The organism is Ruegeria sp. CG11 (genome assembly GCF_056537245.1).
This window is the reverse complement of record NZ_JBQFRE010000004.1, coordinates 14511-36580: the sequence shown is the minus strand read 5'-3', so window position 1 is coordinate 36580 and position 22070 is coordinate 14511. Positions and strand designations below refer to the sequence as shown.

Annotated in this window: 24 protein-coding genes; 16 read left to right on the top strand and 8 right to left on the bottom strand. The window is 60.3% G+C overall.

Features of this window, described 5'->3' with window-relative positions:
* Positions 1 to 66: 66 nt before the first annotated feature.
* A complete protein-coding gene (locus ACR0KW_RS11475; RefSeq protein WP_480805109.1) occupies positions 67 to 552 on the bottom strand; it encodes a redoxin family protein in 486 nt (161 codons plus the stop codon).
* Positions 553 to 650: 98 nt separating this feature from the next.
* On the opposite strand from ACR0KW_RS11475, the gene ACR0KW_RS11470 reads away from it, so the two are divergent.
* Genes ACR0KW_RS11470 through ACR0KW_RS11455 form a run of 4 tightly spaced genes read left to right on the top strand, consistent with a single transcriptional unit; the run spans position 651 to position 3250 of the window.
* Positions 651 to 1862 (top strand): NAD(P)/FAD-dependent oxidoreductase, encoded by a 1212-nt coding sequence (locus ACR0KW_RS11470; protein ID WP_480805108.1) that lies wholly within the window; start codon positions 651 to 653, stop codon positions 1860 to 1862.
* Positions 1859 to 2419, top strand: coding sequence for a 16S rRNA (guanine(966)-N(2))-methyltransferase RsmD (rsmD, locus tag ACR0KW_RS11465; RefSeq protein WP_480805107.1), 561 nt, complete (start codon positions 1859 to 1861; stop codon positions 2417 to 2419). Before ACR0KW_RS11470 ends, rsmD begins: the two co-directional genes overlap by 4 nt.
* Positions 2412 to 3047, top strand: a complete 636-nt coding sequence (locus ACR0KW_RS11460) for an HAD family hydrolase (protein WP_480805106.1) — start codon at positions 2412 to 2414, stop codon at positions 3045 to 3047. Before rsmD ends, ACR0KW_RS11460 begins: the two co-directional genes overlap by 8 nt.
* A gap of 23 nt (positions 3048 to 3070) precedes the next feature.
* Positions 3071 to 3250, top strand: coding sequence for a hypothetical protein (locus tag ACR0KW_RS11455; RefSeq protein WP_480805105.1), 180 nt, complete (start codon positions 3071 to 3073; stop codon positions 3248 to 3250).
* Here the strand turns inward: ACR0KW_RS11455 and map are convergent.
* Complete coding sequence (gene map / locus ACR0KW_RS11450; protein WP_480805104.1) at positions 3238 to 4050, bottom strand: type I methionyl aminopeptidase; 813 nt, start codon at positions 4048 to 4050, stop codon at positions 3238 to 3240. The genes ACR0KW_RS11455 and map overlap by 13 nt on opposite strands.
* A 190-nt stretch (positions 4051 to 4240) precedes the next feature.
* Between map and ACR0KW_RS11445 the strand changes: the two genes are divergently transcribed.
* The gene (locus tag ACR0KW_RS11445; protein WP_480805103.1) at positions 4241 to 5923 is read left to right on the top strand and encodes a tetratricopeptide repeat-containing sulfotransferase family protein; all 1683 of its coding nucleotides are present in this window, start codon (positions 4241 to 4243) and stop codon (positions 5921 to 5923) included.
* Positions 5924 to 5934: 11 nt separating this feature from the next.
* On the opposite strand, the gene ACR0KW_RS11440 is transcribed toward ACR0KW_RS11445, so the two are convergent.
* Together ACR0KW_RS11440 and sfsA are read right to left on the bottom strand one after the other, a co-directional pair.
* Positions 5935 to 6771, bottom strand: coding sequence for a hypothetical protein (locus ACR0KW_RS11440; protein WP_480805102.1), 837 nt, complete (start codon positions 6769 to 6771; stop codon positions 5935 to 5937).
* Positions 6772 to 6890: 119 nt separating this feature from the next.
* A complete protein-coding gene (gene sfsA, locus ACR0KW_RS11435; RefSeq protein WP_480805101.1) occupies positions 6891 to 7604 on the bottom strand; it encodes a DNA/RNA nuclease SfsA in 714 nt (237 codons plus the stop codon).
* 49 nt (positions 7605 to 7653) lie between these two features.
* Here sfsA and ACR0KW_RS11430 point away from each other — a divergent pair, with 49 nt between their 5' ends.
* The 5 genes from ACR0KW_RS11430 to ACR0KW_RS11410 are packed head-to-tail and all read left to right on the top strand — an operon-like array spanning position 7654 to position 11332.
* A complete protein-coding gene (locus ACR0KW_RS11430) occupies positions 7654 to 8376 on the top strand; it encodes a competence/damage-inducible protein A (RefSeq protein ID WP_480805100.1) in 723 nt (240 codons plus the stop codon).
* Complete coding sequence (locus ACR0KW_RS11425; RefSeq protein ID WP_480805099.1) at positions 8373 to 9083, top strand: GNAT family N-acetyltransferase; 711 nt, start codon at positions 8373 to 8375, stop codon at positions 9081 to 9083. The genes ACR0KW_RS11430 and ACR0KW_RS11425 overlap by 4 nt, the downstream gene beginning before the upstream one ends.
* A gap of 14 nt (positions 9084 to 9097) precedes the next feature.
* Positions 9098 to 9670: a peroxidase-related enzyme gene (locus ACR0KW_RS11420; RefSeq protein ID WP_480805098.1), complete on the top strand. Its 573-nt coding sequence runs from the start codon at positions 9098 to 9100 to the stop codon at positions 9668 to 9670.
* Complete coding sequence (locus ACR0KW_RS11415) at positions 9667 to 10569, top strand: OmpA family protein (protein ID WP_480805097.1); 903 nt, start codon at positions 9667 to 9669, stop codon at positions 10567 to 10569. Before ACR0KW_RS11420 ends, ACR0KW_RS11415 begins: the two co-directional genes overlap by 4 nt.
* A 52-nt stretch (positions 10570 to 10621) precedes the next feature.
* On the top strand, positions 10622 to 11332 hold the full coding sequence (locus ACR0KW_RS11410) for an SDR family NAD(P)-dependent oxidoreductase (RefSeq protein WP_480805096.1): 711 nt from the start codon (positions 10622 to 10624) through the stop codon (positions 11330 to 11332).
* 159 nt (positions 11333 to 11491) lie between these two features.
* Here the strand turns inward: ACR0KW_RS11410 and ACR0KW_RS11405 are convergent, their stop codons facing one another.
* The gene (locus ACR0KW_RS11405) at positions 11492 to 12805 is read right to left on the bottom strand and encodes a methyltransferase family protein (RefSeq protein WP_480805095.1); all 1314 of its coding nucleotides are present in this window, start codon (positions 12803 to 12805) and stop codon (positions 11492 to 11494) included.
* A gap of 49 nt (positions 12806 to 12854) precedes the next feature.
* Positions 12855 to 13766, bottom strand: a complete 912-nt coding sequence (locus tag ACR0KW_RS11400; protein ID WP_480805094.1) for a LysR family transcriptional regulator — start codon at positions 13764 to 13766, stop codon at positions 12855 to 12857.
* 228 nt (positions 13767 to 13994) lie between these two features.
* On the opposite strand from ACR0KW_RS11400, the gene ACR0KW_RS11395 reads away from it, so the two are divergent.
* The gene (locus tag ACR0KW_RS11395) at positions 13995 to 14435 is read left to right on the top strand and encodes a DUF4399 domain-containing protein (protein ID WP_480805093.1); all 441 of its coding nucleotides are present in this window, start codon (positions 13995 to 13997) and stop codon (positions 14433 to 14435) included.
* A gap of 7 nt (positions 14436 to 14442) precedes the next feature.
* On the opposite strand, the gene ACR0KW_RS11390 is transcribed toward ACR0KW_RS11395, so the two are convergent.
* A complete protein-coding gene (locus tag ACR0KW_RS11390; RefSeq protein WP_480805092.1) occupies positions 14443 to 15726 on the bottom strand; it encodes an MFS transporter in 1284 nt (427 codons plus the stop codon).
* A gap of 86 nt (positions 15727 to 15812) precedes the next feature.
* Positions 15813 to 17840: an FAD-dependent oxidoreductase gene (locus ACR0KW_RS11385; protein ID WP_480805091.1), complete on the bottom strand. Its 2028-nt coding sequence runs from the start codon at positions 17838 to 17840 to the stop codon at positions 15813 to 15815.
* A gap of 139 nt (positions 17841 to 17979) precedes the next feature.
* Here ACR0KW_RS11385 and ACR0KW_RS11380 point away from each other — a divergent pair, with 139 nt between their 5' ends.
* From ACR0KW_RS11380 to ACR0KW_RS11360, 5 genes are all read left to right on the top strand, one after another.
* The gene (locus ACR0KW_RS11380) at positions 17980 to 18465 is read left to right on the top strand and encodes an RNA pyrophosphohydrolase (protein WP_480805090.1); all 486 of its coding nucleotides are present in this window, start codon (positions 17980 to 17982) and stop codon (positions 18463 to 18465) included.
* 6 nt (positions 18466 to 18471) lie between these two features.
* Positions 18472 to 19011, top strand: coding sequence for an RNA polymerase sigma factor SigZ (sigZ, locus tag ACR0KW_RS11375; protein WP_480805089.1), 540 nt, complete (start codon positions 18472 to 18474; stop codon positions 19009 to 19011).
* 64 nt (positions 19012 to 19075) lie between these two features.
* Positions 19076 to 19786, top strand: a complete 711-nt coding sequence (locus ACR0KW_RS11370) for a glutathione S-transferase family protein (protein ID WP_480805088.1) — start codon at positions 19076 to 19078, stop codon at positions 19784 to 19786.
* Positions 19787 to 19857: 71 nt separating this feature from the next.
* Positions 19858 to 21231, top strand: coding sequence for a radical SAM protein (locus ACR0KW_RS11365; RefSeq protein WP_480805087.1), 1374 nt, complete (start codon positions 19858 to 19860; stop codon positions 21229 to 21231).
* Positions 21228 to 22067 carry a DUF547 domain-containing protein gene (locus ACR0KW_RS11360; protein ID WP_480805086.1) on the top strand — a complete coding sequence of 280 codons (840 nt, stop codon included), beginning with the start codon at positions 21228 to 21230 and terminating at the stop codon, positions 22065 to 22067. Before ACR0KW_RS11365 ends, ACR0KW_RS11360 begins: the two co-directional genes overlap by 4 nt.
* The last annotated feature ends 3 nt before the right edge of the window (positions 22068 to 22070 follow it).

Below are 22070 nucleotides of genomic sequence, written 5' to 3'. Positions count from 1 at the left end.
AGATCAGGACGACGCATCAAGTTAAATGGTGGTCATGGCCCCAAGGTCACCCGGGGCCACGCCGTGTCAAATCACGTCCAGCAGGCCCTCACCGGCCGAAATCTCGCAGGCACCGGGGTTTTCTTCCAGATTTAGGGCGGTGACCTTGCCGTCTTCGACCAGCATGGCATAGCGTTTGGACCGCGCGATCAGACCGGCGGGCGGAGCGTCGAAATCCATGCCGATGGCCTTGGTGAACTCGGAGGCAGCGTCGCCCAGCATGGTCAGGCCGGCCTCGGTCGCGCCGGTGGCCTCGCCCCAGGCTTTCATCACGAAGGGGTCGTTGACCGAGACGCAGATGATCTCGTCCACGCCCTTGGCGTCGAACTGATCTTTGGTGCGCATGAAACTGGGTACATGGGCGGAATGGCAGGTCGGCGTAAAGGCGCCGGGTACGGCAAAGATCACCACTTTGCGCCCTTTGGTCTTGTCTGAAATCCGCACCTCTTCGGGGCCGTCTGCGCCCAGTTGCATCAGTGTGGCGTCGGGCAGCATATCACCTGTTGAAATCATTTTAAGCTCCTGTCGTTTGGATTTGCAGAGTCGGGCTTAGCCGCAATATAGGTGGTCGTGTGGATGAGACCACGTGAATTCGACAGGGCGGGAGGAACATGAGCCATATTGTCGTGATCGGTGCGGGGCAGGCGGGGTCATCGCTTGTCGCCAGACTGCGCAAGGACGGGTTTGACGGGGACATCACCCTGATCGGGGCCGAGCCGTATTTGCCCTATCAGCGCCCGCCGCTGTCCAAGGCCTATTTGCTGGGCGAGATGGAGCTGGAGCGCCTGTTCCTGCGGCCCGAGAGTTTCTATGCAGAGAACAACATCACCCTGCGACTTGGCCAACGCGTGACGGCGATTGACCCGCAGGCCAAGACCGTGACCGTCGGTGATGAGGTGATCTCGTATGACGAACTGGCGCTGACCACCGGGTCGGACCCGCGCCGCCTGCCTGCCGCGATTGGTGGTGATCTGGACGGCGTGCATGTGGTGCGCGATCTGGCCCATATCGACGAGATGGAGCCCCGCGTGACAGACGGCGCACGCGCGCTGATCGTGGGCGGTGGCTATATCGGGCTTGAGGCCGCGGCGGTCTGCGCCAAGCGCGGGGTCAAGGTGACCTTGGTCGAGATGGCCGACCGAATCCTGCAACGGGTCGCCGCGCCCGAGACCAGTGACTATTTCCGCGCGCTGCATGCTGAGTATGGCGCCGATATCCGAGAAGGTGTCGGGTTGGAGCGCCTGGTCGGAGAAAACGGCAAGGTGATTGGGGCCGTTCTGACTGACGGCACTGAGTTGCAGGTCGATTTCGTCGTTGTCGGCGTGGGCATTGCCCCCTCGACCCAATTGGCGGAAATGGCGGGTCTGGAACTGGACAACGGCATCAAGACCGATGCCCATGGCCGTACCTCTGATCCGTCGATCTGGGCGGCAGGCGATTGCGCCTCTTTCCCGCATGGCGAAGGACGTATCCGTCTGGAAAGTGTCCCGAACGCGATCGATCAGGCCGAGATCGTGGCCCAGAACATGTTGGGCGCAGCCAAAGACTACGTGGCAACGCCGTGGTTCTGGTCGGATCAGTATGACGTCAAGCTGCAGATTGCGGGCCTGAATACCGGGTACGACCGCGTAGTGACCCGGAAGGGCGAAGGGCAGACCGTGTCCTTCTGGTACTACAAGGGTGATCAACTGATTGCAGTGGACGCGATGAACGATCCGCGCGCTTATATGGTCGGCAAACGCCTGATTGAATCGGGCAAGACCGCCGATCCTGCCATCGTGGCCAACCCTGATGCGGACCTGAAACCGCTGCTCAAGGCGTGAGGATCATCGCCGGAGAGTTCCGGGGCCGCGCCTTGGCCTCGGTCGGTAAAGGGGATGCGGGCGCACATTTGCGCCCCACCACCGACCGCGTGCGCGAAAGCCTGTTCAATGTGCTCAGCCATCAGATCGACTTTGACGGGCTGCGCGTGCTGGACCTGTTCGCAGGCACCGGTGCGTTGGGGCTTGAGGCGCTGTCGCGTGGGGCCGCGCACGTGACGTTTGTCGATGACGGGCGCGTGGCGCAGGGTCTGATCCGCAAGAATATCGACCTGACCCGCAGCGCCGACTGCACCGATCTGATCCGCCGCGATGCCACGCGGTTGGGGGAAAACGCGGACGCGCCCTATGATCTGATCTTTCTGGACCCGCCTTATGGCAAGTCCATGGGCCAGAAAGCCATCGCCGCCCTCTCGCAGGGCTGGATCGCTGACGATGCCCTGATCGTGTGGGAAGAAAACGCCCCGATGCAACCCCCTGCGGGGTTCACCTTGCAGGATAGCCGCAAATACGGTGACACGCATGTCACCCTGATGTGGAGCGATACCCCGAATGCATGATCTGGTCATTTTCGATTGCGACGGCGTTCTGGTCGATAGTGAGCCGCTGTCCAATCAGGTTCTGGTCGACAATCTCGGGCGCTATGGTCTGGACTTGACCCTTGAGGACAGCGTGGGGTTTTTCGTGGGCGGCACCATGACCGGTGTTCGGGACAAGGCTCGGGAACTGGGTGCAGACCTGCCGGATGACTGGGTCGATGAGGTCTATGCTGAAACCTACGGTCGCCTGCGGCAGGGTGTGGGCCTGATGCCGGGTGTTTCGGAATTACTGACCATGCTGGACGCCGAGGGCATCCCTTTCTGCGTTGCCTCCAATGGCAGCCCGGACAAGATGAAGATCACGCTGGGCCAGAACGGCCTTTGGGATCGTTTTCAGGGCGTGATGTTCTCGGCACATGTGCTGGGCACGGCCAAGCCCGACCCGACAATGTTCCTGACGGCAGCGAAACAGTTCGGTGCCTTACGGCCCGTGGTTATCGAGGACAGCGCCAGCGGTGTCACCGCCGCAATACGTGCCGAAATGCGCTGTCTGGCTTATGCGCCGCATGGGGACGGTGAAAAACTGGCCAAGCTCGGGGCCGAAGTCATCACTGACATGGGTGAGGTTACGGCGCTTTTGGGGATTTGACCGGGGCGTGCTAGTATCGGCACATGGACCGCGCCCTGACACATCCGATCTGGACAGTTCCGCAGGAAACCGACGCAACCACCGGACCCGAGCGGAAACCCACGCGCGCGCCGGTGTTCATCCATGACGCGGTTACGCCATGGGGTCAGGAAACCCTGTTGCTGAAACTATTACGCGATCGGGCCGCCGATCAGGAGGAATAGGTCGGGTGAAACTTGTCGCCCGGTGACAGGGTAAAGATCTCGACCCCATCCGCCGTCACACCCACCGAATGTTCGAACTGCGCCGACAGCGACTTGTCGCGGGTTACGGCAGTCCAGTCATCGGCCAGCGTTTTGGTCTCGGGGCGGCCCAGATTGACCATCGGTTCGATAGTGAAGAACATGCCCTCTTCCAGAACCGCGCCGGTGCCCGGGCGGCCATAATGCAGCACGTTGGGCGGTGCGTGGAACACGCGGCCCAGCCCATGGCCGCAGAAATCGCGCACAACGCTCATCCGATGCGCCTCGACATAGGCCTGGATCGCGTGGCCGATATCCCCGAACGTGTTGCCCGGCTTGACCATCTCGATCCCTTTGAAGAGGGCATCATGGGTCACCTGGATCAGACGCTCGGCCTTGCGCGGCAGTTTACCCGCCACATACATGCGCGACGTATCGCCGAACCAGCCGTCAACGATGACCGTGACGTCGATATTCAGGATATCGCCATCCTTCAGCCGCTTGTCGCCGGGAATGCCGTGGCAGACCACGTGATTCACACTGATACAGCTGGCGTGCTGATAGCCCTTGTAGCCGATGGTTGCCGAGGTTGCACCCGCGTCCTCGACCATCTGGGTGATCAGCCCGTCAATCGCGCCAGTGGTCTGGCCGGGAAAGACGTGCTCGGCGATGTCATCCAGAATCCGCGCCGCCAAGGCCCCTGCCGCGTGCATACCGGCAAAGTCACCCTGTTCATAGATGCGGATACCGTCCTTGGTCAGGCGGCCACGATGTTCTTTCATGGATGCGAGGCTCCAAATGTTTCGCGCAGCATTCCTTTTACGCTGCTTGTGCAGAAAGTACCAGAGGGCGTCGGGTCGCAATGGCAGAACCGCGCCGGATCGACGCCCGATCGCATGTAGACCCACAGGTAATAATGAACTAGCACAAGGCAAGTCCGGGCGGGCACACGAAACAGAGAAGGGCAGGCAGATGCAGAGAAAAGCTGACCAGTTGAGGGCCGAGATTGCCAGCATCAGCGAACTGCTCAAGGCCGGACGGCCGGATCGTGCGTTCAAACGGGCCACAAAGGCTGCTAAGAAATGGCCAAAAGTTGCGGCCCTGCCAAGACTTGCGGGTATTAGCGCAGTGCAGCAACAAAGACCCAAACTTGCCCAGACCCATTTCGAACAGGCCTGGCGGCTGGACCCTGGAAACGCCGAGTTGATCCAGAACTATGCGCTCAGCCTGGTTCAGGGGGGCGATCCCGCCGATGCCCTGAAGTTCCTGGCCAAGATCGCCGCGCGCGGTCCGCTGAGCCCCGCCCAGCAGTTCATTCGCGCGCTGGCTCTGCTGCAAGAGCAGGAACCGGATCAGGCACTGGCCGATGTCGAGCAGGTTTTGAGTCGCGAACCTGCCAATCCGAATGCACAGATTCTTAAGGCGGACATTCTGGATTCGATGCACCAATGGCAGGATGCCGTCGATGTGCTGACCGCGCTGATCAAGAAGCAACCGAAATACCTTCCCGGTCTGCTGCGGCTGGCCAGATCGCAGCTTGGTCTGGGTCAACTGGGTGACGTTCTGAAAAACGTCCGCGCGGTTCTGGCGCAGGCGCCAGAGCATCCGGAAGCGCTGGAAATAATGGCCGGGCTGCCGAACCTCACCTTTGACGACATCGCCATGCTGCAGGGCCGCATTTCCAAGTCACTTGAACGCGGCCCCGCGGACAACCCGGAGGATGAGGTGAAACTGCGTTTTGCTGCGGCCAGTCTGGCGCGTCGGCAAAAGAACACCGCGCAGGAAATGCAGCATCTGGCCGAGGCCCACAAATTGCAGCGCAACGGGTTCGAAACCTGGGAAGAGAGCAGCGTGAAAGACTGCGCCAAACGGTTGGCCGCCCCTCTGCCCGCCGCGGATACCGAGCCGTCCGCAAGCGCCGCCCGGCCGATTTTCGTGGTCGGCCTGCCCCGGTCCGGCACCACGCTGGTCGAGCGTATTCTGGCCCGCCATTCCGCTGTTCAGGGGCTGGGTGAGCTGGCCTCGGTCCACCAATGGGCCCGTCAGGCCGAAGCGCAACCGCCGGAATGGCTCACGGCCCATAAACTGGCCGACTTCTATTTGGACAAACTGCCTGCCGTGCCGGAGGATGCTGTTGCATTTGTCGACAAGGCCCCCGGAAACTATGCCTTTCTGGGTGAGATCGCGCAGGCGTTTCCAAGCGCCGTGATCTTCAACGTCCTGCGCGACCCGCGCGATGTCGCTCTGTCGATGTGGCGAGCGAATTTTGGCGGGGGTGGGCTGTATTACACCCATGATCTGAACTGGATGGCGGCCGAGGCCAACCGGTATCAGCGTTACATGCGCCATTGGCATGAGGTTCTGCCGGGCCGCATTCACGACATCCGGTATGAGACACTGGTGAGCAACCTTCAGGACACTGCGCAGGAACTGGCGCGGATTTGTGACCTGCCCTTCGAAGACACCATGTTGACGCCGGACCAATCCGCAAATGCGATCATAACGGCCAGTAACCTGCAGGCCCGGCAGCCGGTGAACACAGCCTCGGTCGGAGGCTGGCAAGCGGTGGCGGATCACTTGGAACCGTTTGTGAAGGGTTTGGACGCCAGACTGTGGCCGGAAGTGCAGGACGAGGCGAAAACTGCGGCAAGGTAGCGCCGCATGTATCACTCGAGGGCGCTTACCACCGGCGTTGCCAGAGTTACGCCCGTTCCGGGGGCATAGCCTTTGGGGATGATCGGAAGATCTTTGACGATTGTTGCCATATCCAGATGCGACAACATCGTCTGGATTTCCGCGTCAGATGCTTTGGCGAGAACCGTCATTTCGACCTGACCATGTAGCTCCATCAGAAAACGTCGGTAGAGCACTGGTCTGTATTTGTTGGTGTCCGAGTTGTACGAATATTGCGAGTACTGGCGGAGCTTTACACCATCAAGGCTTGCATAGCGGTTCAAGCCCGTCTCGTAGCGGTGATTTTTGCCTTCCATCGCTGCGCGGATACCTTTGCGTGATACTTTGATCGCCACAACGATGACGTTGTCATCTTTACTGTAAATTGCGATCGCACCCGTTTTGGGATTGTCGTGGATTCTCTCGAGCGATCGAGCAATCTTGTCTTCAGTTGTGACGTAGATAAACTTGGGTTTTCGAAACTCATTGCCCAGGTGTTCTTGCAGCCTTTCGAGGCTATACTCGGATTTCACCCAACCTGTCGGGGCGTCCGGCAAAACGTCTCTCGGGGAAAACGGTAAGGACAGGAAGATTCCGTCGCGCAGGTTGACAATTGCGTGCGACAACGACCCGAACCCGCCACATCTGCGGCGACACCCATCCTTTCGGTTTTGTTCATATTGCTCGCTATTTTTGTCCAGCCACGCGTTTATGCTATTACGCGATGCTGTTCTGCGGTCGTCGGTCATGTGCTTCTCGAACGCCATAAACGCCGCTGCGAGCATCAACAAAAAGCCAGAAAAGAAGATAACCTGAGCAAGTTTTCTCATCGAAAGGTCAAATGTCCTAAAGTCCAACTTTGCGATATAATTCCTACACAACTCGGGCAGTTCTAAGAAAGAATTTTGTCTACAATTGGCAACTTATGCGAGTGAATGATGCAAAATCGCTACCCACATGATTGTGTAACCCTGGAAAAGAGGCACACTGAGACCGCCTCGGGTGTAATGTTCGTCCTATACACCAACCGCTCCACCCCCTGCGCCTGCGCGGCATCGAAAGCTGCCGCATAAGCCGGGTCTATATCGGAGGCCAGCGTAAACCGGTCGCAATCGGTGCGCTGTACCAGATACAGCATGATCGCCCGGTGCCCTTGCGAAGCCATCGCTGCCAGCTCACCTAGATGTTTGGTGCCGCGTGCGGTGACGCTGTCGGGGAACTCGGCCAGACCGGGCTGGCGGGACAGGGTTACGCTTTTGACCTCGACATAGGCATCCGGCAGGCCGGGCTGGGTCAGTAGAAAGTCGATGCGGCTGTTTTCGCCGTATTTCACCTCGGGGCGGACGGTTTCATAGGCGGCCAGTTCGGGGATTTCGCGCGCCTCCAGCGCCGCGCGCAGGGCTTTGTTCGGAACCGAGGTATCGACCCCGGTGAAATGGCCGTTTTCATGATCGACCAGCCGCCAGCCGTATTTCAGCTTTTTCTTCGGATCGTCATTGGGCTCCAGCCAGATTTTCTCATCCGGCTCGGCCAGCCCCATCATCGAACCCGGATTGGCGCAGTGGGCGGTGACCTCGCGCCCGTCCTCCAGCGTGCAATCCGCCAGAAAGCGTTTGTAGCGGCGGATCAGGCGGGCGGGGACAAGGGGGGTTTCAAATCGCATGTCTCAGGGCCTATACCTGCCCTAACGGTCGATCAAGAGGGGGCGCACCATGGCAAATCCAACCGCAGCAATGCTGGTGATCGGGGATGAGATCCTCTCGGGCCGGACCCGCGATGCGAATATGCACTATCTCGCCGGGGAACTGGCCAAACATGGCATCGATCTGAAAGAGGTGCGGATCGTCAGCGACGATGCCCCGGCGATCGACGCGGCTGTAAAGGCGCTGTCCGACGGCCACGACCATGTGTTTACCAGCGGCGGGATCGGCCCCACCCATGACGACATCACCGCTGATTGCATTGCGCGCGCCTTCGGGGCGCATATCGACATTCGCGACGATGCCCGGGCGCTGCTGCAGGCGCATTACGACAAGTCGGGGCTGGAGTTGAACAAGGCCCGCCTGCGCATGGCGCGCATTCCGGACGGGGCAGTGCTGATCGACAACCCGGTCTCGGCCGCGCCGGGGTTCACCATTGAAAACGTGCATGTGATGGCAGGGGTGCCATCGGTGTTTCAGGCAATGGTTGCCAGTGTCCTGCAAGGCCTGACCGGGGGCAGCCCGCTATTGTCGCAAACCCTGCGGGTGGACCGGGGCGAAGGCGATATCGCCGCCACGCTTTCGGCACTGGCCGATGATTTCACGGATTTGTCGATCGGGTGCTATCCGTTCCAGATCAACGGTGTCTTTGGCGCCAATGTCGTGGTGCGCGGCACCGATGGTGCGCGTATCGATGCCGCCACCACCCGGCTTGCGAAAGAGCTTGATCTGTGAGCGTCAACTGGGCCGACATTGTTGACGGCACATGGCCTGCTGCCGGGTATGAGCGGCTGGGGCCGTTTCAACTGCGGCAAGGGCAGGGTGGTGGATCTCGTGTATCCGCGGCCAATGCGCTGGCCCCGGCAAGCGAGGCCGATATCGACGCCGCTGAAGCCGCGATGCAGGCGATGGGGCAAAAGCGTATCTTCTGCCTGCGTCCGGGGGACGAGGCGCTGGATGCACAACTGGCCGCGCGTGGGTATCAGGTTCTGGACCCGGTCAACATCTATGCCTGTCCGACCGATCATCTGACGGAACTGCCGATCCCCCGCGTCACGGTGTTCCTCACGCCCGAGCCGCTGGCGATCATGCGTGAGATCTGGGCGAAGGGCGGCATCGGCCCCGAGCGGGTGGCGGTGATGGAGCGCGCGCAGGGTCCGAAAACCGGCCTGCTGCTGCGTCACAGCGATCAGCCTGCCGGGACCGGTTTCGTGGCGATTCACGACGGGGTCGCGATGGTGCACGCGCTGGAAATCCTGCCCGATCATCGCCGTCAGGGCCTGGGTGGTTGGGCCATGCGCGCCGCCGCCTTCTGGGCGCGGGACAACGGGGCAGAAACGCTCAGCGTGATCTGTACCAAGGCAAACGCGGGGGCCAACGGGCTTTATCGCGCGCTCGGGATGGAGATTGTCGGCGAATACCACTACCGTCAGCTTGTTTAAGGAGAAAGCCCGACGTGACCGACCAAACCGCCCCCACCGCGCTGGACCTGCCGATGGTGAACCCGCTGCCGCCCGAGACGCAGAAATACTTCGATATCTGCGTGGAGAAACTGGGCTTTGTGCCGAATGTGCTGCGGGCCTATGCCTTTGACATCGACAAGCTGAACGCCTTCACTGCGATGTATAATGACCTGATGCTGGGCGACAGCGCCCTCAGCAAGCTGGAGCGTGAGATGATCGCGGTGGTCGTATCGGCGATCAACAAATGCTTCTACTGCCTCGTGGCTCATGGCGCAGCGGTGCGGCAATTGTCCGGTGATCCGCAGCTGGGCGAGATGCTGGTGATGAATTACCGCGTCGCGCCTTTGGACACACGCCAGCGGGCGATGCTGGACTTTGCCGCCAAGATGACCACCGCCAGCACCGAGATCGAGGAGTCCGACCGTCAGCGCTTGCGGGATGCGGGTTTCACGGATCGCGATATCTGGGACATTGCCAACGTGACCGGCTTTTTCAACATGTCGAACCGGGTCGCCAGCGCCACGGCGATGGTTCCGAACGACCAATACCACGCGCATGCCCGATGATCCGCTTTGCCTCATTGATCCTGTTGCTGCTGGCCGGGCCGGGTGTTGCGCAGGACCTGACGATGCCCTCGGGCGCACGCCAGATCAGCGACCGGATCAGCCCTCTGGACAGCTATGATCTGCCTACCGGCCCGTTTGCCGACGGCACCCTGCCCACACAGCGGGTCGAGGGGCGGGTCGAACGGATAACATGGCACCTGCAATCGGGCTCCAGCACGACGCTGCAACTGCTGGCGCCGCTGCGTGAGCAGATCGTGGCGCAGGGCTATGACGTGCTGTTCGAATGCGAGGCTCGCGCCTGTGGCGGGTTCGATTTCCGGTTCGGAACCGAAGTGGTCCCGACTCCTGACATGTACGTGGCGATCCAGGATTACCGATTTCTGTCTGCCACGCGAGGCGACGATGTGCTGAGCCTGCTGGTCAGTCGCAACCCGCCCAGTGGGTACATTCAGTTGATCCGTGTCACCCCGGTTGACGCAGAGGCCCCGCCGCCACTGGTGATCGAGGAAACGGCCGATACGTCCGACGGGATGTTGGTGGCGCTGGAACAGAACGGGCATGTGATTCTGGACGATCTGCATTTCCGCACCGGAGAGATTACGCTGGGCGAAGGTCCTTTTGCCTCGCTGGACCAGATCGCGACCTTTTTGACAGACAACCCCGATACACGGCTTGCACTGGTGGGTCACACGGACGACACCGGCGCGTTGGATGCCAATATTTCGGTCAGCACCGGCCGGGCGCAGGCGGTCCGCGCTCGTCTGATCGAAGCGCACGGTGTTGCCGCCGACCGGATCGAGGCGCGCGGTATTGGGTATTTGGCGCCGCTGACCTCGAACGCCACGCCCGAAGGCCGCGATCTGAACCGCCGGGTCGAGGCGGTTTTGCTGGTCAATTAAGCTCGGTGACATAGGTCAGACAGGCGAGCTGATCAAAGCGAAAGGAGTCCACATGCCCGACCAGACACCAACGCCGCAAGCAGTGATCATTGGCGCGGGGGCCGGTCTGTCGGCCTCGTTTGCGCGGGCACTGTCGCAGGCGGGCTTTGCAGTGCACCTGACGGCCCGCGACGTATCGGATCTGGGGCCCTTGGCCGCCGAGACAGGAGCGACGCTGCATCAGCTGGATGGCACGGATGCCCAAGGCGTGGCAGCGCTGGTTGAGGGCCTGCCGGGTGAGCTGCGGGTTGCGTGCTATAACCCCTCGGCCCGGCAACGCGGCCAGATCACCGAGCTTGATCCGGAAACAGTCCGCAAGGCAGTTGAGGTGACCGCGCACGGGGCGTTCCTGCTGGGCCAGGCCGCCGCCCGGCGCATGTTGGATCAGCCAATGCGTGACAACCGGCGTGGCACGATCCTGTTCACCGGTGCCTCGGCCGGGGTCAAAGGATTTCCTCTGTCGGCGCCTTTTGCCATGGGTAAATTCGCGCAGCGGGGGCTGGCGCAATCCATGGCGCGCGAGTTGCACCCCCGGGGTATCCACGTGGCATGGGTCAATATCGACGGCGGTATCCGCAACCCCGACCGGGTTGCCGCTGACGACACGCCCGATGCAATGCTGGACCCGGATGCCATCGCGCGGGAATACATGCATCTGATCCATCAGGACCGCTCGGCCTGGAGTGACGAACTGACCCTTCGCCCCTGGGTCGAACGGTTCTGAACGGACAAAAAAGACCCGCACAGATGCGCGGGCCGTCGAGGTTCACCGGGGAGATAGTTGATGTTCTCTTCATATATGCGGGTAAAAACGTCGATATGTTGACGAAATGAAGACGATTGGTGGCTTTACGGATTTGCGGCCGAATACGAGTGGTGGTTTTTAGGAACTCTGATCGCGACTGCGTATTGCCAAGCGCGAAAACAGACCGTTGGTCGCTATCCAATCCGAGTATTTTCTGTAGTCCGCATCTGCCATAAGGTGTTTTTCTTCCGTTTTGGCGCGTGCGTAATAGATCGCGTTTACCCCAAGCAACAATATGCAACTTTGAAGTGCAGCCGCCAGACCCAGATCCGAAAGAAACGGCATATAGAGCAGCCACCACATGATGTTCTTGGACAGATAGGCTGGATGCTTAACGTAACGATATGGCCCTGATGTGATGATCCCGCGATGAGTCAGGTTTGAGAACCGAATTCCGAATGCGACAGTTGCCCAAGCGTAAATTATCGCAAGGACCAGGATTGTGCCCCCCCACAGGATCAAAGCTGTAGGCTGATCGGCCAACCAAAAGCTCCACTCCTGCGTGCCTGTGCGATAGTCAAGCGGACCTCCGGCGGCCGTCAGGACGAAAGGTGGGTAAACCGACAAAGCTGCCACCCAGGCGGATAAGTACGGGTTTGCAGTTCTGATGTGCGAATCCAGAATTTTGAATGTGCAAATGTACCCGATAGTCCCGATGCAGACATCCACAAGAAATGAGATTTGCATCAGCAATATAATGGCCCAAACGGGTTTGGCAAAAAACGTGCCAATGTCGGCATTGATCGCAAAATCAACAATTTCAGGCAAGATTGAGATCATAAAGGCCAGAAAAAACCCTTTGACCAGCCACGCCCTGCAATGGTCTTTGATCTTTTGGGAGTCCACAACCGAGAAGTGCAAGGCAACCAGTTTTCCGAAGTGCCAAAGTTCGTCGCGCGGCTCAACCATGTGCCGGGAGGTAAAGGCGATGTACACCGGTGACACTATCCAGAACACCGGCAGCCATTCGAGGGTCAACGCTCGGACGAGATCATATTTTGACTCGTCATAGGTCGGGATGATCTGGTAAGCCATCGCGATGATAAACAAGGTTGATCCGAGACCCAGAGTCTTCGTAACAGTCAACGAAATAACTTCTGAAGACTGTCTTCTCAGCCTGTAATCCAGCCCTGTAGATGCGCGCAAATGGGCTTTGTCCAGCAGAATCGACGTTGCAATCATCGGCAGTGCGGCCCCGGCCAGCAAAAGCAGGATGGAATGCCCCAGCGAAATGTCGAAATAGTTTGCAGCGAGCGTTGCGGTTATAAGTGAAACCAGACCAACCAAACCAGTGGTTTCGCTTACGGCAGATGCGGGATGTGGCGACGACTCCAGAACTGGGTCGCCTGCAGTCGGATTAGTAGTTTCTTCGGTCTGAATAGCTGTACTCATTCGTTAAACCGCACCCGTTCAAGGTTCTGCCAAACTGTTGAACGTCCTTTTAACTCGTCCAGTCCATCTGGCCTTTTTCAGCGAAAGCCTCTACCAGAAAATCGATGAATGCCCGCACCTTTGGCTGAGTAAAGCGGCCGGGCGGATAGACGGCATAGATGCCCTGCACCTCGTCGGGCAGCGACGGCATCGCATCCAGAACCGCTCCGGATTTCAGCGCGTCCGCATAAAGGTAGCTGGGCAAATATGCGATCCCCAGCCCCGAGATGGCCGCGTTCAACAGCGACTGACCGTCATTGACGCTCAGCCAGCCAGCGGTGCGGACCTGCCGCTTTTCACCCGAAGGGGCCGTCAGTTTCCACACGTTGCCCGAGGATTGGCTGGAATAATGCAGCAGCTTGTGTTCGTTCAGGTCGTCGATTTTCTGCGGCCGTCCGAATTTTTCGATATAGCTGGGCGCGGCGACCATGCGTTTCACGGTTTCGGTCAGCTTGCGGGCGCGCAGGGTGCTGTCTTCCAGCTCGCCAATGCGCACAGCGACGTCGAAGCCTTCCGAGATCAGCTCAACATAGCGATTGTTCAGCACCATGTTGACGGTGATGTCGGGATAGGCGGCCAGAAACTTGGACAGAACCGGCGACAAATGATTCACGCCGAAATCCGTTGCCACGCTGATCCGCAGTAGACCTGAGGGTGCGGACTGCATCGAGGTCACCAGCGCGTCTGCCTCGCCCGCGTCGTTCAGCACGCGGCGGGCGCGGTCGTAATAGGCCAGCCCGATCTCGGTGGGGGAAACGCGGCGTGTCGTGCGGTTCAGCAGCCGTGCGCCCAAGCGGGCCTCAAGGCTAGACACGTGCTTTGACACGGCCGATTTGGAGATGCCCATCTTCTTGGCCGCATCGGTGAATCCACCCTGGTCCACCACATTGGCAAAGGCTTCCATTTCGGTAAGTCGATCCATTCTCGTTCCCCGGGTGCATAGTCTTTGCCCGACTTTCGCCGTCAATCTGGGCGGAAACAGGGCAGACATGGGATAATATCAGGGATTTAAATCAGATCGTTTGCAGTTGGGAAACGCGGAAACAATGGTTTCCAGGGTCACCACAGAGCTTGAAAGGCAGGGGATTTCGGCGTTTGTGCCCGACTGTGTTAAGGTGAGCATGGCAAATTTGTGACCACGGAGGAGATCATGAAAGCCTTGCTTGCCCTAGCTGCCCTGTGCCTGTCCGCAACCCTTGCGCTGGCCGGAGGGGAAACTGCATCCAACCCCGACGCGAAAGTCTATTTCGTGAACCTGGCCGACGGGGACACCGTGCAATCCCCGGTTACCGTGGTCTTTGGCCTCAGCGGCATGGGCGTAGCCCCTGCCGGGACTGAAAAGGAAAACACTGGCCACCATCACCTGTTGATCGACCGCCCACCGCTGGGTGAGGGCGAGGACGGCGCGGATGAGCTGGCCTATGGCCTGCCCGCGGACGACAACCACCTGCATTTCGGTGGCGGCCAGACCGAAGTGACGCTGGACCTTGCCCCAGGTGATCACACGCTGCAACTGGTGCTGGGTGATGCGGGTCATGTGCCGCATTCCACCCCGATTGTGTCCGAGGTGATCACGATTACGGTGGAATAAGGTGCCCTCAGGCCGATGTTGTGTTCTGCCCTGCTTCACCACTAGGCGGCGCACCCACAAAGGACAGAATCGCAACGATTGCCAGCAGACTGCCGATTGAGATCGCTACAATCGCCCACAAGACCGCACCATGATGCGCAATGGCGGCCAGCAGCATCGATACCGCGATAATCGCCAGCCGCCCGAGTGTTTTTGAAATCGCTTGCGCGGCAATCCTTTGCTCTTTCGGGGCGATGTCCATGAAATACAGCGTCCGCGCGCTGCCCAGCCCCGTGACCGCGACGGTCGCCACGAACAGGGATACCGCGTGCAGGTGTACCGTATGATCCAGCCCTTGGCTGTGCAGTGCGATCAGACAAATGCCGGAAACGGCGATCATCGCCGCTCCGGCGATCATGACCGAACGGTTGGAATAGCCTGACAGAGCACGCCAAAGCGGCGCAGCCACCATCAGGGCGGCCGCTGATGACACGACCAGCGCCGTGAGCCCCTGCTCGGAATTGTGATGTGCCTCCGCCGCAATCAGGGCGAAGAATGGCACCGATAATCCTGCCAAGACAAAAGTAAGCCGGACGAACATGTACTTTTGAAACCATGGCTCGACCAATAAACGCGCCGCATCTCGCCAGAAGGCGCGCATCGACTCAATGCGCGTCTCTTTGGTTGCCTGCTGCGCTTTACCCGGGTGCTCTTGCAACGCCATCACCAGTGCCGCCGACACGGCAAAGCACAGCGCACCGAACCCGACCACCATACTGTGGCGCGTCAGGGCCGGAGCGTCCTGAAAGATCTGATGCAGCACCAGAACAGCCGCTATCGTGGCCGCACCGCCGATTGCCTTTTGCGAATAGCTCACACGCATCCGGTCGCGGGACGGAAGATTGTCACCCACAAACTCGATGATCAGCAGGCTTTTGACCTCTTCCAAAAACCCGATCAGGAAAATCCCAACGACGAGCGCCCCGATCACGACGGTCCGGTCGCTATGGGTCACGGCCAGTACAACGGCAGCGAAACACAGCCCGACCACGATATCGATCCGGGCAATGGCGGCTTTCTTCTGCGCCAGACGCCCGATTGGTCCGGCGGCGCAGATATCGGCCAAGGTTCCGGCTGTATGGCGGATCGCCACCAGCGCAGCGGCCAAAAAGATTGGTAAATCCATCGACACTGCCAGAAACGTCAGCACGACCGAGGGGCTGGCCATCGACCACGCCATCACAGAAAAAGCCCCCTGTCCCGCCAAAAGCGGAACATTTCGGGACGGGGTCTGGAGCGTCTCGTGGGTCATTCTCTGGCGCGGTTTCTCCGGAACGGAAGGCTACCGCGCGAGTTCACGATATGTCGGCGGGCAACGCAAGGCGCAGGGCGGTGCGCCTAGAATGTTGCAGCCAGCCGCGTGCCCTGATTGATCGCGCGTTTGGCGTCCAGTTCGGCGGCCAAATCAGCGCCGCCGATCACATGCGGGGTGATGCCGCGGTCGATTAGCGTATCCGCAAGGCTGCGCTCGGACACCTGGCCCGAGCACAGGACAATCGTATCGGCCGCGACAACCGTCGGGTCGGCACGTTCTTCGCCAAAGCTGATATGAAGGCCGTCGTCGTCGATGCGCTCGTAATTCACGCCGCCCACGAAGTTGACGTCCTTCATCTTCAGCGTTGCACGGTGAATCCAGCCGGTCGTCTTGCCCAGCCCCTTGCCATGTGCCTGTTTCTTGCGCTGCAACAGAGTAACGTCGCGCGCGGGCGTTTCGGGTTGCGGGCCCTCGGGCGCCAGACCCGAGCGGTGCTGCTCCGGGTCGGTCACGCCCCATTCCTTCATCCAGGCAGGCAGGTCGGTGGTGATGCTGTGGCCGTTCTCCAGCAGGAACTCGGACACGTCGAAACCGATACCGCCTGCGCCGATGACGGCGACGGATTTGCCAACCTCGGCCTTGTCACGCAGCACGTCGATATAGTTAACGACGTTGTCGCGATCCTGCCCCGGTATCTGCGGGTCGCGCGGCGTGACGCCGGTGGCGATAACCACCTCGTCAAAGCCGCTCAGGTCGTCTGCGCTGACCTCGCGGTTCAGTTCCAGCTTCACGCCCAGATCGGCCATCATGGTGCGATACCAATCGACCAGACCCCAGAATTCTTCCTTGCCCGGCACCTGTTTGGCCATGTTCAGCTGACCACCGATCTCGGCGGCGCGGTCGAACAGGGTCACGTCATGGCCGCGCTGGGCGGCGGTCATGGCGGTGGACAGGCCCGCCGGACCGGCACCTACGATGGCAACGGTTTTCGGTGTCTCGGCCTTGCCGATTTCCAGCTCGGTTTCGTGACAGGCACGCGGGTTGACCAGACACGAGGTCAGCTTGCCGCTGAAGGTGTGGTCCAGGCAAGCCTGGTTGCAGGCGATACAGGGCGCGATCTGCGCCGACTGACCGGCCATCGCCTTATTCACGAAATCCGCATCCGCCAGCATCGGACGCGCCAGCGACACCATGTCGGCGCAGCCGGTGGACAGAACCTCTTCGGCGACTTCAGGCGTGTTGATCCGGTTCGAGGTGATCACCGGGATGCCGACCTTGCCCATCAGCTTTTTCGTCACCCAGGCAAAGGCCGCACGGGGAACACTGGTGGCAATTGTCGGGATCCGCGCCTCGTGCCAGCCAATGCCGGTGTTGATGATCGTGGCCCCGGCCTGTTCGATCCGCTGGGCCAGTTCCACAACCTCTTCATGGGTTGAGCCATTGGGGATCAGGTCAATCATCGACAGGCGATAGATAATGATGAAATCGGTGCCTACGGCCTCACGCGTGCGGCGCACCACCTCGATGGGCAGGCGCATCCGGTTTTCATAGGACCCGCCCCAGCGATCCTCACGCTTGTTGGTATGGGTGACAAGGAACTGGTTCAGGAAATACCCTTCGGAGCCCATGATCTCGACCCCGTCATAGCCTGCCTTCTGGGCCAGAACGGCGGCGTTCACGATATCGCTGATCTGTTTCTCGATGCCTTCTTCATCCAGCTCATTGGGCGGGAAGGGCGAGATCGGGGACTTCACCGGGCTGGGTGCCACGCATTTGGGACCATAGGCATAGCGTCCCGCGTGCAGGATCTGCATGGCGATCTTGCCGCCCGCTTCATGCACCCGCTGGGTGACGATCGCGTGGTTCGCCACCTCTTTGTCGTTGGTCATCATCGACGCGCCGGGCAGAACCGAGCCTTCAAGGTTCGGGCCAATCCCACCCGTCACCATCAGCCCCACACCGCCACGGGCCCGGTCGGCATAAAACTCAGCCACCCGGTTCCAGTCGCCGGTCTCTTCCAACCCGGTATGCATCGAGCCCATCAGGACGCGGTTTTTCAACGTGGTAAAGCCCAGATCCAGCGGGGCCAGCATGTTTGGGTACGCAGTCATGGCGAACTCTCCCTCCCGATATTCTTAAGAATTAGATTGACGTTCACGTCACCTTTGTCACGCAGAACCTAACGTCACACCCTTTGCTGTTCCTGAACCGCTTGATACAGAGTTGCCAGAGCAATGTACGAGGCCGCGCATGACCCCCGAAGAAATCGCCAAACTGCCCTATCGCCCCTGCGTCGGTCTGATGCTGATGAATGTCGAGGGCAAGATCTTCGTCGGCCAGCGCAATGACCGTCACGCGGACGCCTGGCAGATGCCTCAGGGCGGAGTGGACAAGGGCGAAGCCCCCCGCGACGCGGCTCTGCGCGAGTTGAGGGAAGAAACCGGCGTGACGGCTGATCTGGTCGAGATCGTGGCCGAGACCGAAGGTTGGCTGCCCTATGATCTGCCGCATGACATCGTGCCAAACATCTGGAAAGGCCGCTATCGCGGGCAGGAGCAGAAATGGTTCCTGCTGCGCTTCACCGGCCGCGACGATCAGATCAATATCGAAACCGACCACCCGGAATTCACCCGCTGGAAATGGCAGGAACCGGGCAAGCTGATCGATGAGATCGTGCCGTTCAAGCGCGAGGTCTACCAGCAGGTTGTAGACGCGTTTGCCGACCATCTGTCATAATACAGTATGCGTATCGAGGACATCTGGCCGCAATACCGCGCACGCCTGAAGGCCTTTTTGCACGGGCGGGTCGCGAACCCGGCGGATGTGGATGACCTGCTGCAAGAGATCTCGGTCAAGGTTTTCACTGGCCTGCCCGGTTTGAAAGATCCGGCCAAGCTACAGCCATGGCTGTTTCAAACGGCAGACCGCGCCATCATTGACCATTACCGCAAGTCAGGTCGTGCGCAGCCGCACCCCGATGATCTGTGGTACCACCGCAATGAACCTGCAATCCGCCAAGAGCTTGAGGACTGCGTCGAACCCTTTATCCGCGGTCTGCCTACGGAAATGTCCGAGATACTGATGGCCATAGACATCAATGGGATGTCTCAGCGCGAGTATGCGCAGGCGCATGGCTTGTCCTATTCAACGCTAAAATCCCGCGTTCAAAAGGGCCGGGCCCAGCTGCGCAAGGCGTTTGAAGACTGCTGCAAATTTTCGATGGACGTGCGGGGGACGATCCGGGACGTGCAGGAAAAATCCGACTTTTGTAAAAAATGTTGAGCTGATCGTCGTCTTTTTGGCGCGAGCTTCGTCTGACAGGTGAAGCAAGCAAAAGGAATGACCAATGATCCGCATCATCAGCTTTGACATCTGCCCCTTTGTGCAGCGCATCACTGCGTTGCTTGAGGCCAAGCAAGTGGCCTATCAGATCGATTACATCTGCCTGCGCGACAAGCCCGACTGGTTTCTGGCCCTGTCTCCCACCGGTCAGGTGCCGGTTCTGGTGACCGAAGGGGGCACTCCGCTGTTCGAATCCGACGCGATTGCGGAGTACCTTGATGATGTCACCGCCCCGTTGCAGCCCGGCCTGACGCCCGAGCAACACGCCCTGAACCGCGCCTGGATCTATCAGGCCACCAAGCACTATCTGGTTCAGTGCAGCACCATGCAAAGCGCCGACGGTGCGGCGTATTCCGATCGTGTGGCAAAGCTGAACGCTGCATTCGCGAGGGTCGAACAGCATCTGGGCGATGGTCGGTTCTTTGCGGGGGAAACGCTGGGCAATGTCGATATGGCATGGCTGCCCCTGTTGCACCGGGCTGCGCTTGTGGGCGATCACAGCGGCCATGATATGCTGGCAGCCTTTCCCAAAGTAAAAGCATGGCAACAGGCCCTTCTGGCCACAGGTATCCCGCAAAAATCCGTTTCCGGTGACTTCGTCCGCCGCTTTGTGGACTTTTATCTGGCGGACAGGACGTGGCTGGGTCGAGGCGCAAACCTGAACGAAGCACCCGCAGCGGCCCATGTGAAGCAATCGGGCGGGTGTTGCGGCTAATTCGTTCACCAGCCTGCACGTTGACGTGAGGGGGCGTGGCCGCATGAATTCGGCCTGTCTAGCTTGGGGGTATGAAGGATACAGCGCATACTCCCGTTGCCATCGGCCCTGCCGGGCGGACATTCACCGGCTCTGATCGCCGCGCACCCCTGCGCGAGGGGCTGAAGGCCTGCGGTGAATACGGTGCAGGCCAGACGGCTGGGCGGTTCTATCCCATCGCCTGTGTTGCGCTGGAGGTCACGCAGCGCTGCAATCTGGATTGCACGCTGTGTTACCTCTCGGACCGGGCCGAGATGACCTATGATCCACCGCTCTCGGTTTTGTTCGCGCGTTTGGCGACGATCCGCAGCCACTATGGCACCGGGGTTTCGGTGCAACTGACCGGGGGTGACCCGACCCTTCGCAAGGTCGCGGACCTAGAGGCGTTGTGCCGCGAGATCCGGCGTTTGGGGATGCGGTCCTGTCTGATGACCAATGGCATTCGCGCCAGCCGGGCGATGCTGGCACGGCTGGCAGCGGCTGGGTTGGATGACGTTGCCTTCCACGTCGACATGACACAGGAACGGAACGGTTTTGCCAGCGAAGTCGAATTGAACACTGTCCGTCGCAACTACATCCGCCGGGCTCGCGGGCTGGGTCTGCGTATCTTGTTCAACACCACCGTCTTCGAGGGTAATTTCGATGAACTTCCGACGCTGGCGCGGTTTCTGCGGGATCGCCCTGAGGTCGCCTTTGTCTCGTTCCAGATGCAGGCCGATACCGGGCGTGGTATCCTACGTGCGCGGCCCGACACGATCACGCAGGACAGCGTCGCGCGTGCGATCGAGGTGGGCTACGAGACGCCGTTGCATTTCGGCACGGCGGCGGTGGGACACTCCAAATGCAACCGCTATGCCAGTGTCGTCACTGCCGGAGGCCGCGCGGTGTCGCTGTTGTCGAACCGGCGTCTGGTGCATCGGGTGATTGCGGCTTTGGAAGGGGCGGATGACGGGAAGGATGCCCATATCCGTATCCGCCCCAAACTGAGGCGGGCGATCCCGCGTCATCCTTTATTGGCGCTGCGTGCCCTGGGGCATCTGGCCGTTAGCATGGCGCGTCTGGGGACGGGCTTGCTGCGCGGGCCGGTGCGACGGCAGGCGGTGTTCATCCACAACTTCATGGCCGCCGACGCGTTGGAGGACGACCGCTGCGCCTCGTGCGTGTTCATGGTGGCGACGGCGAAGGGGCCCCTGTCGATGTGCGTGCACAACGCGCAGCGCGATCAGCATCTGGCCAGTCCGGATCGGATCGACGGGCCCACTGGCCCAAGCTGGTGGAATGCGGCGGTGCCCCGTTTGTCCGCATGTTCGGACTTGCCTGACCTGAACGACCCTGCACCGGCGCCGCTTAAACGGTTGAAGGGGCAGATGCGGGCCGCGCGCCAGACCCGGAAGGGTGCCTCATGAAAAGGCTGTTGATCCTGTTGCTGCTGCCCCTGCTGGCCGCCTGCGCCAGCGTCGAACGTCTGGCTTTGCCCGCGCCCGAGGTGTTGCCGGGGCAATCCCTGACCCGGTTTGCCTCTGCGCCGGGCCAGCAAGTCGATCACCGGGACTGGGCGGCATTCCTGTCCCGCTATGTCGTGCCGGATGCCCAAGGCGTGAACCGAGTGGCTTACGGGCAGGTGACCCCGGCGGATCGGGCGCGGCTGGACGGGTATCTGGCCGATCTGCAAACCGTTGACCCGACACAGCTGACCCGTGATCAGCAACTGGCCTATTGGATCAACCTGTATAACGCGGTGACGGTGGATGTGATCCTTGAGAACTACCCGGTCACCTCTATCCGCGCCATCAAGGATGGCCCCCTCTCCATCGGCCCCTGGAACCGCCAGCTGGTGCAGGTTGCAGGAGAAACGCTGACCTTGAACGATATCGAACATCGTATCATCCGGCCGACATTCAACGAGCCGCGCATCCATTATGCATTGAACTGCGCCGCTGTAGGCTGCCCAAATCTGATGGACCGCGCTTGGCAAGCCGAGACGCTGGAACGTGACTTTGCCGCCGCCGAACGCGCCTATGTCAACGACCCGCGCGGGGTTCGGTTCGATGACCGCGGCGGGCTGATCCTGTCGAAAATCTACATCTGGTTCCAAGAGGATTTCGGTCGGAACGAGCAGGCGGTTCTGGACTATCTCCAGACCGGGGCCGATCCCGAATTGCGCGCGCGGTTACAAAATACCGCGCGCGTCAAAGCCTATGAATACAACTGGGCCTTGAACGACGCAGCTGCGGGGTTCTGAGGG

Excerpts from the sequence above, each read along its gene's own strand:
- sigZ (WP_480805089.1), top strand. The coding sequence starts at position 18,472 with ATGCGTATCGAGGACATCTGGCCGCAATACCGCGCACGCCTGAAGGCC.
- sfsA (WP_480805101.1), bottom strand. The coding sequence starts at position 7,604 with ATGCGATTTGAAACCCCCCTTGTCCCCGCCCGCCTGATCCGCCGCTAC.
- ACR0KW_RS11440 (WP_480805102.1), bottom strand. The coding sequence starts at position 6,771 with ATGAGAAAACTTGCTCAGGTTATCTTCTTTTCTGGCTTTTTGTTGATG.
- ACR0KW_RS11415 (WP_480805097.1), top strand. The coding sequence starts at position 9,667 with ATGATCCGCTTTGCCTCATTGATCCTGTTGCTGCTGGCCGGGCCGGGT.
- ACR0KW_RS11470 (WP_480805108.1), top strand. The coding sequence starts at position 651 with ATGAGCCATATTGTCGTGATCGGTGCGGGGCAGGCGGGGTCATCGCTT.
- map (WP_480805104.1), bottom strand. The coding sequence starts at position 4,050 with ATGAAAGAACATCGTGGCCGCCTGACCAAGGACGGTATCCGCATCTAT.
- ACR0KW_RS11475 (WP_480805109.1), bottom strand. The coding sequence starts at position 552 with ATGATTTCAACAGGTGATATGCTGCCCGACGCCACACTGATGCAACTG.
- ACR0KW_RS11385 (WP_480805091.1), bottom strand. The coding sequence starts at position 17,840 with ATGACTGCGTACCCAAACATGCTGGCCCCGCTGGATCTGGGCTTTACC.
- ACR0KW_RS11390 (WP_480805092.1), bottom strand. The coding sequence starts at position 15,726 with ATGACCCACGAGACGCTCCAGACCCCGTCCCGAAATGTTCCGCTTTTG.
- ACR0KW_RS11395 (WP_480805093.1), top strand. The coding sequence starts at position 13,995 with ATGAAAGCCTTGCTTGCCCTAGCTGCCCTGTGCCTGTCCGCAACCCTT.
- ACR0KW_RS11410 (WP_480805096.1), top strand. The coding sequence starts at position 10,622 with ATGCCCGACCAGACACCAACGCCGCAAGCAGTGATCATTGGCGCGGGG.
- ACR0KW_RS11400 (WP_480805094.1), bottom strand. The coding sequence starts at position 13,766 with ATGGATCGACTTACCGAAATGGAAGCCTTTGCCAATGTGGTGGACCAG.
- ACR0KW_RS11455 (WP_480805105.1), top strand. The coding sequence starts at position 3,071 with ATGGACCGCGCCCTGACACATCCGATCTGGACAGTTCCGCAGGAAACC.
- ACR0KW_RS11430 (WP_480805100.1), top strand. The coding sequence starts at position 7,654 with ATGGCAAATCCAACCGCAGCAATGCTGGTGATCGGGGATGAGATCCTC.
- ACR0KW_RS11380 (WP_480805090.1), top strand. The coding sequence starts at position 17,980 with ATGACCCCCGAAGAAATCGCCAAACTGCCCTATCGCCCCTGCGTCGGT.
- ACR0KW_RS11460 (WP_480805106.1), top strand. The coding sequence starts at position 2,412 with ATGCATGATCTGGTCATTTTCGATTGCGACGGCGTTCTGGTCGATAGT.
- ACR0KW_RS11445 (WP_480805103.1), top strand. The coding sequence starts at position 4,241 with ATGCAGAGAAAAGCTGACCAGTTGAGGGCCGAGATTGCCAGCATCAGC.
- ACR0KW_RS11360 (WP_480805086.1), top strand. The coding sequence starts at position 21,228 with ATGAAAAGGCTGTTGATCCTGTTGCTGCTGCCCCTGCTGGCCGCCTGC.
- ACR0KW_RS11405 (WP_480805095.1), bottom strand. The coding sequence starts at position 12,805 with ATGAGTACAGCTATTCAGACCGAAGAAACTACTAATCCGACTGCAGGC.
- ACR0KW_RS11365 (WP_480805087.1), top strand. The coding sequence starts at position 19,858 with ATGAAGGATACAGCGCATACTCCCGTTGCCATCGGCCCTGCCGGGCGG.
- ACR0KW_RS11370 (WP_480805088.1), top strand. The coding sequence starts at position 19,076 with ATGATCCGCATCATCAGCTTTGACATCTGCCCCTTTGTGCAGCGCATC.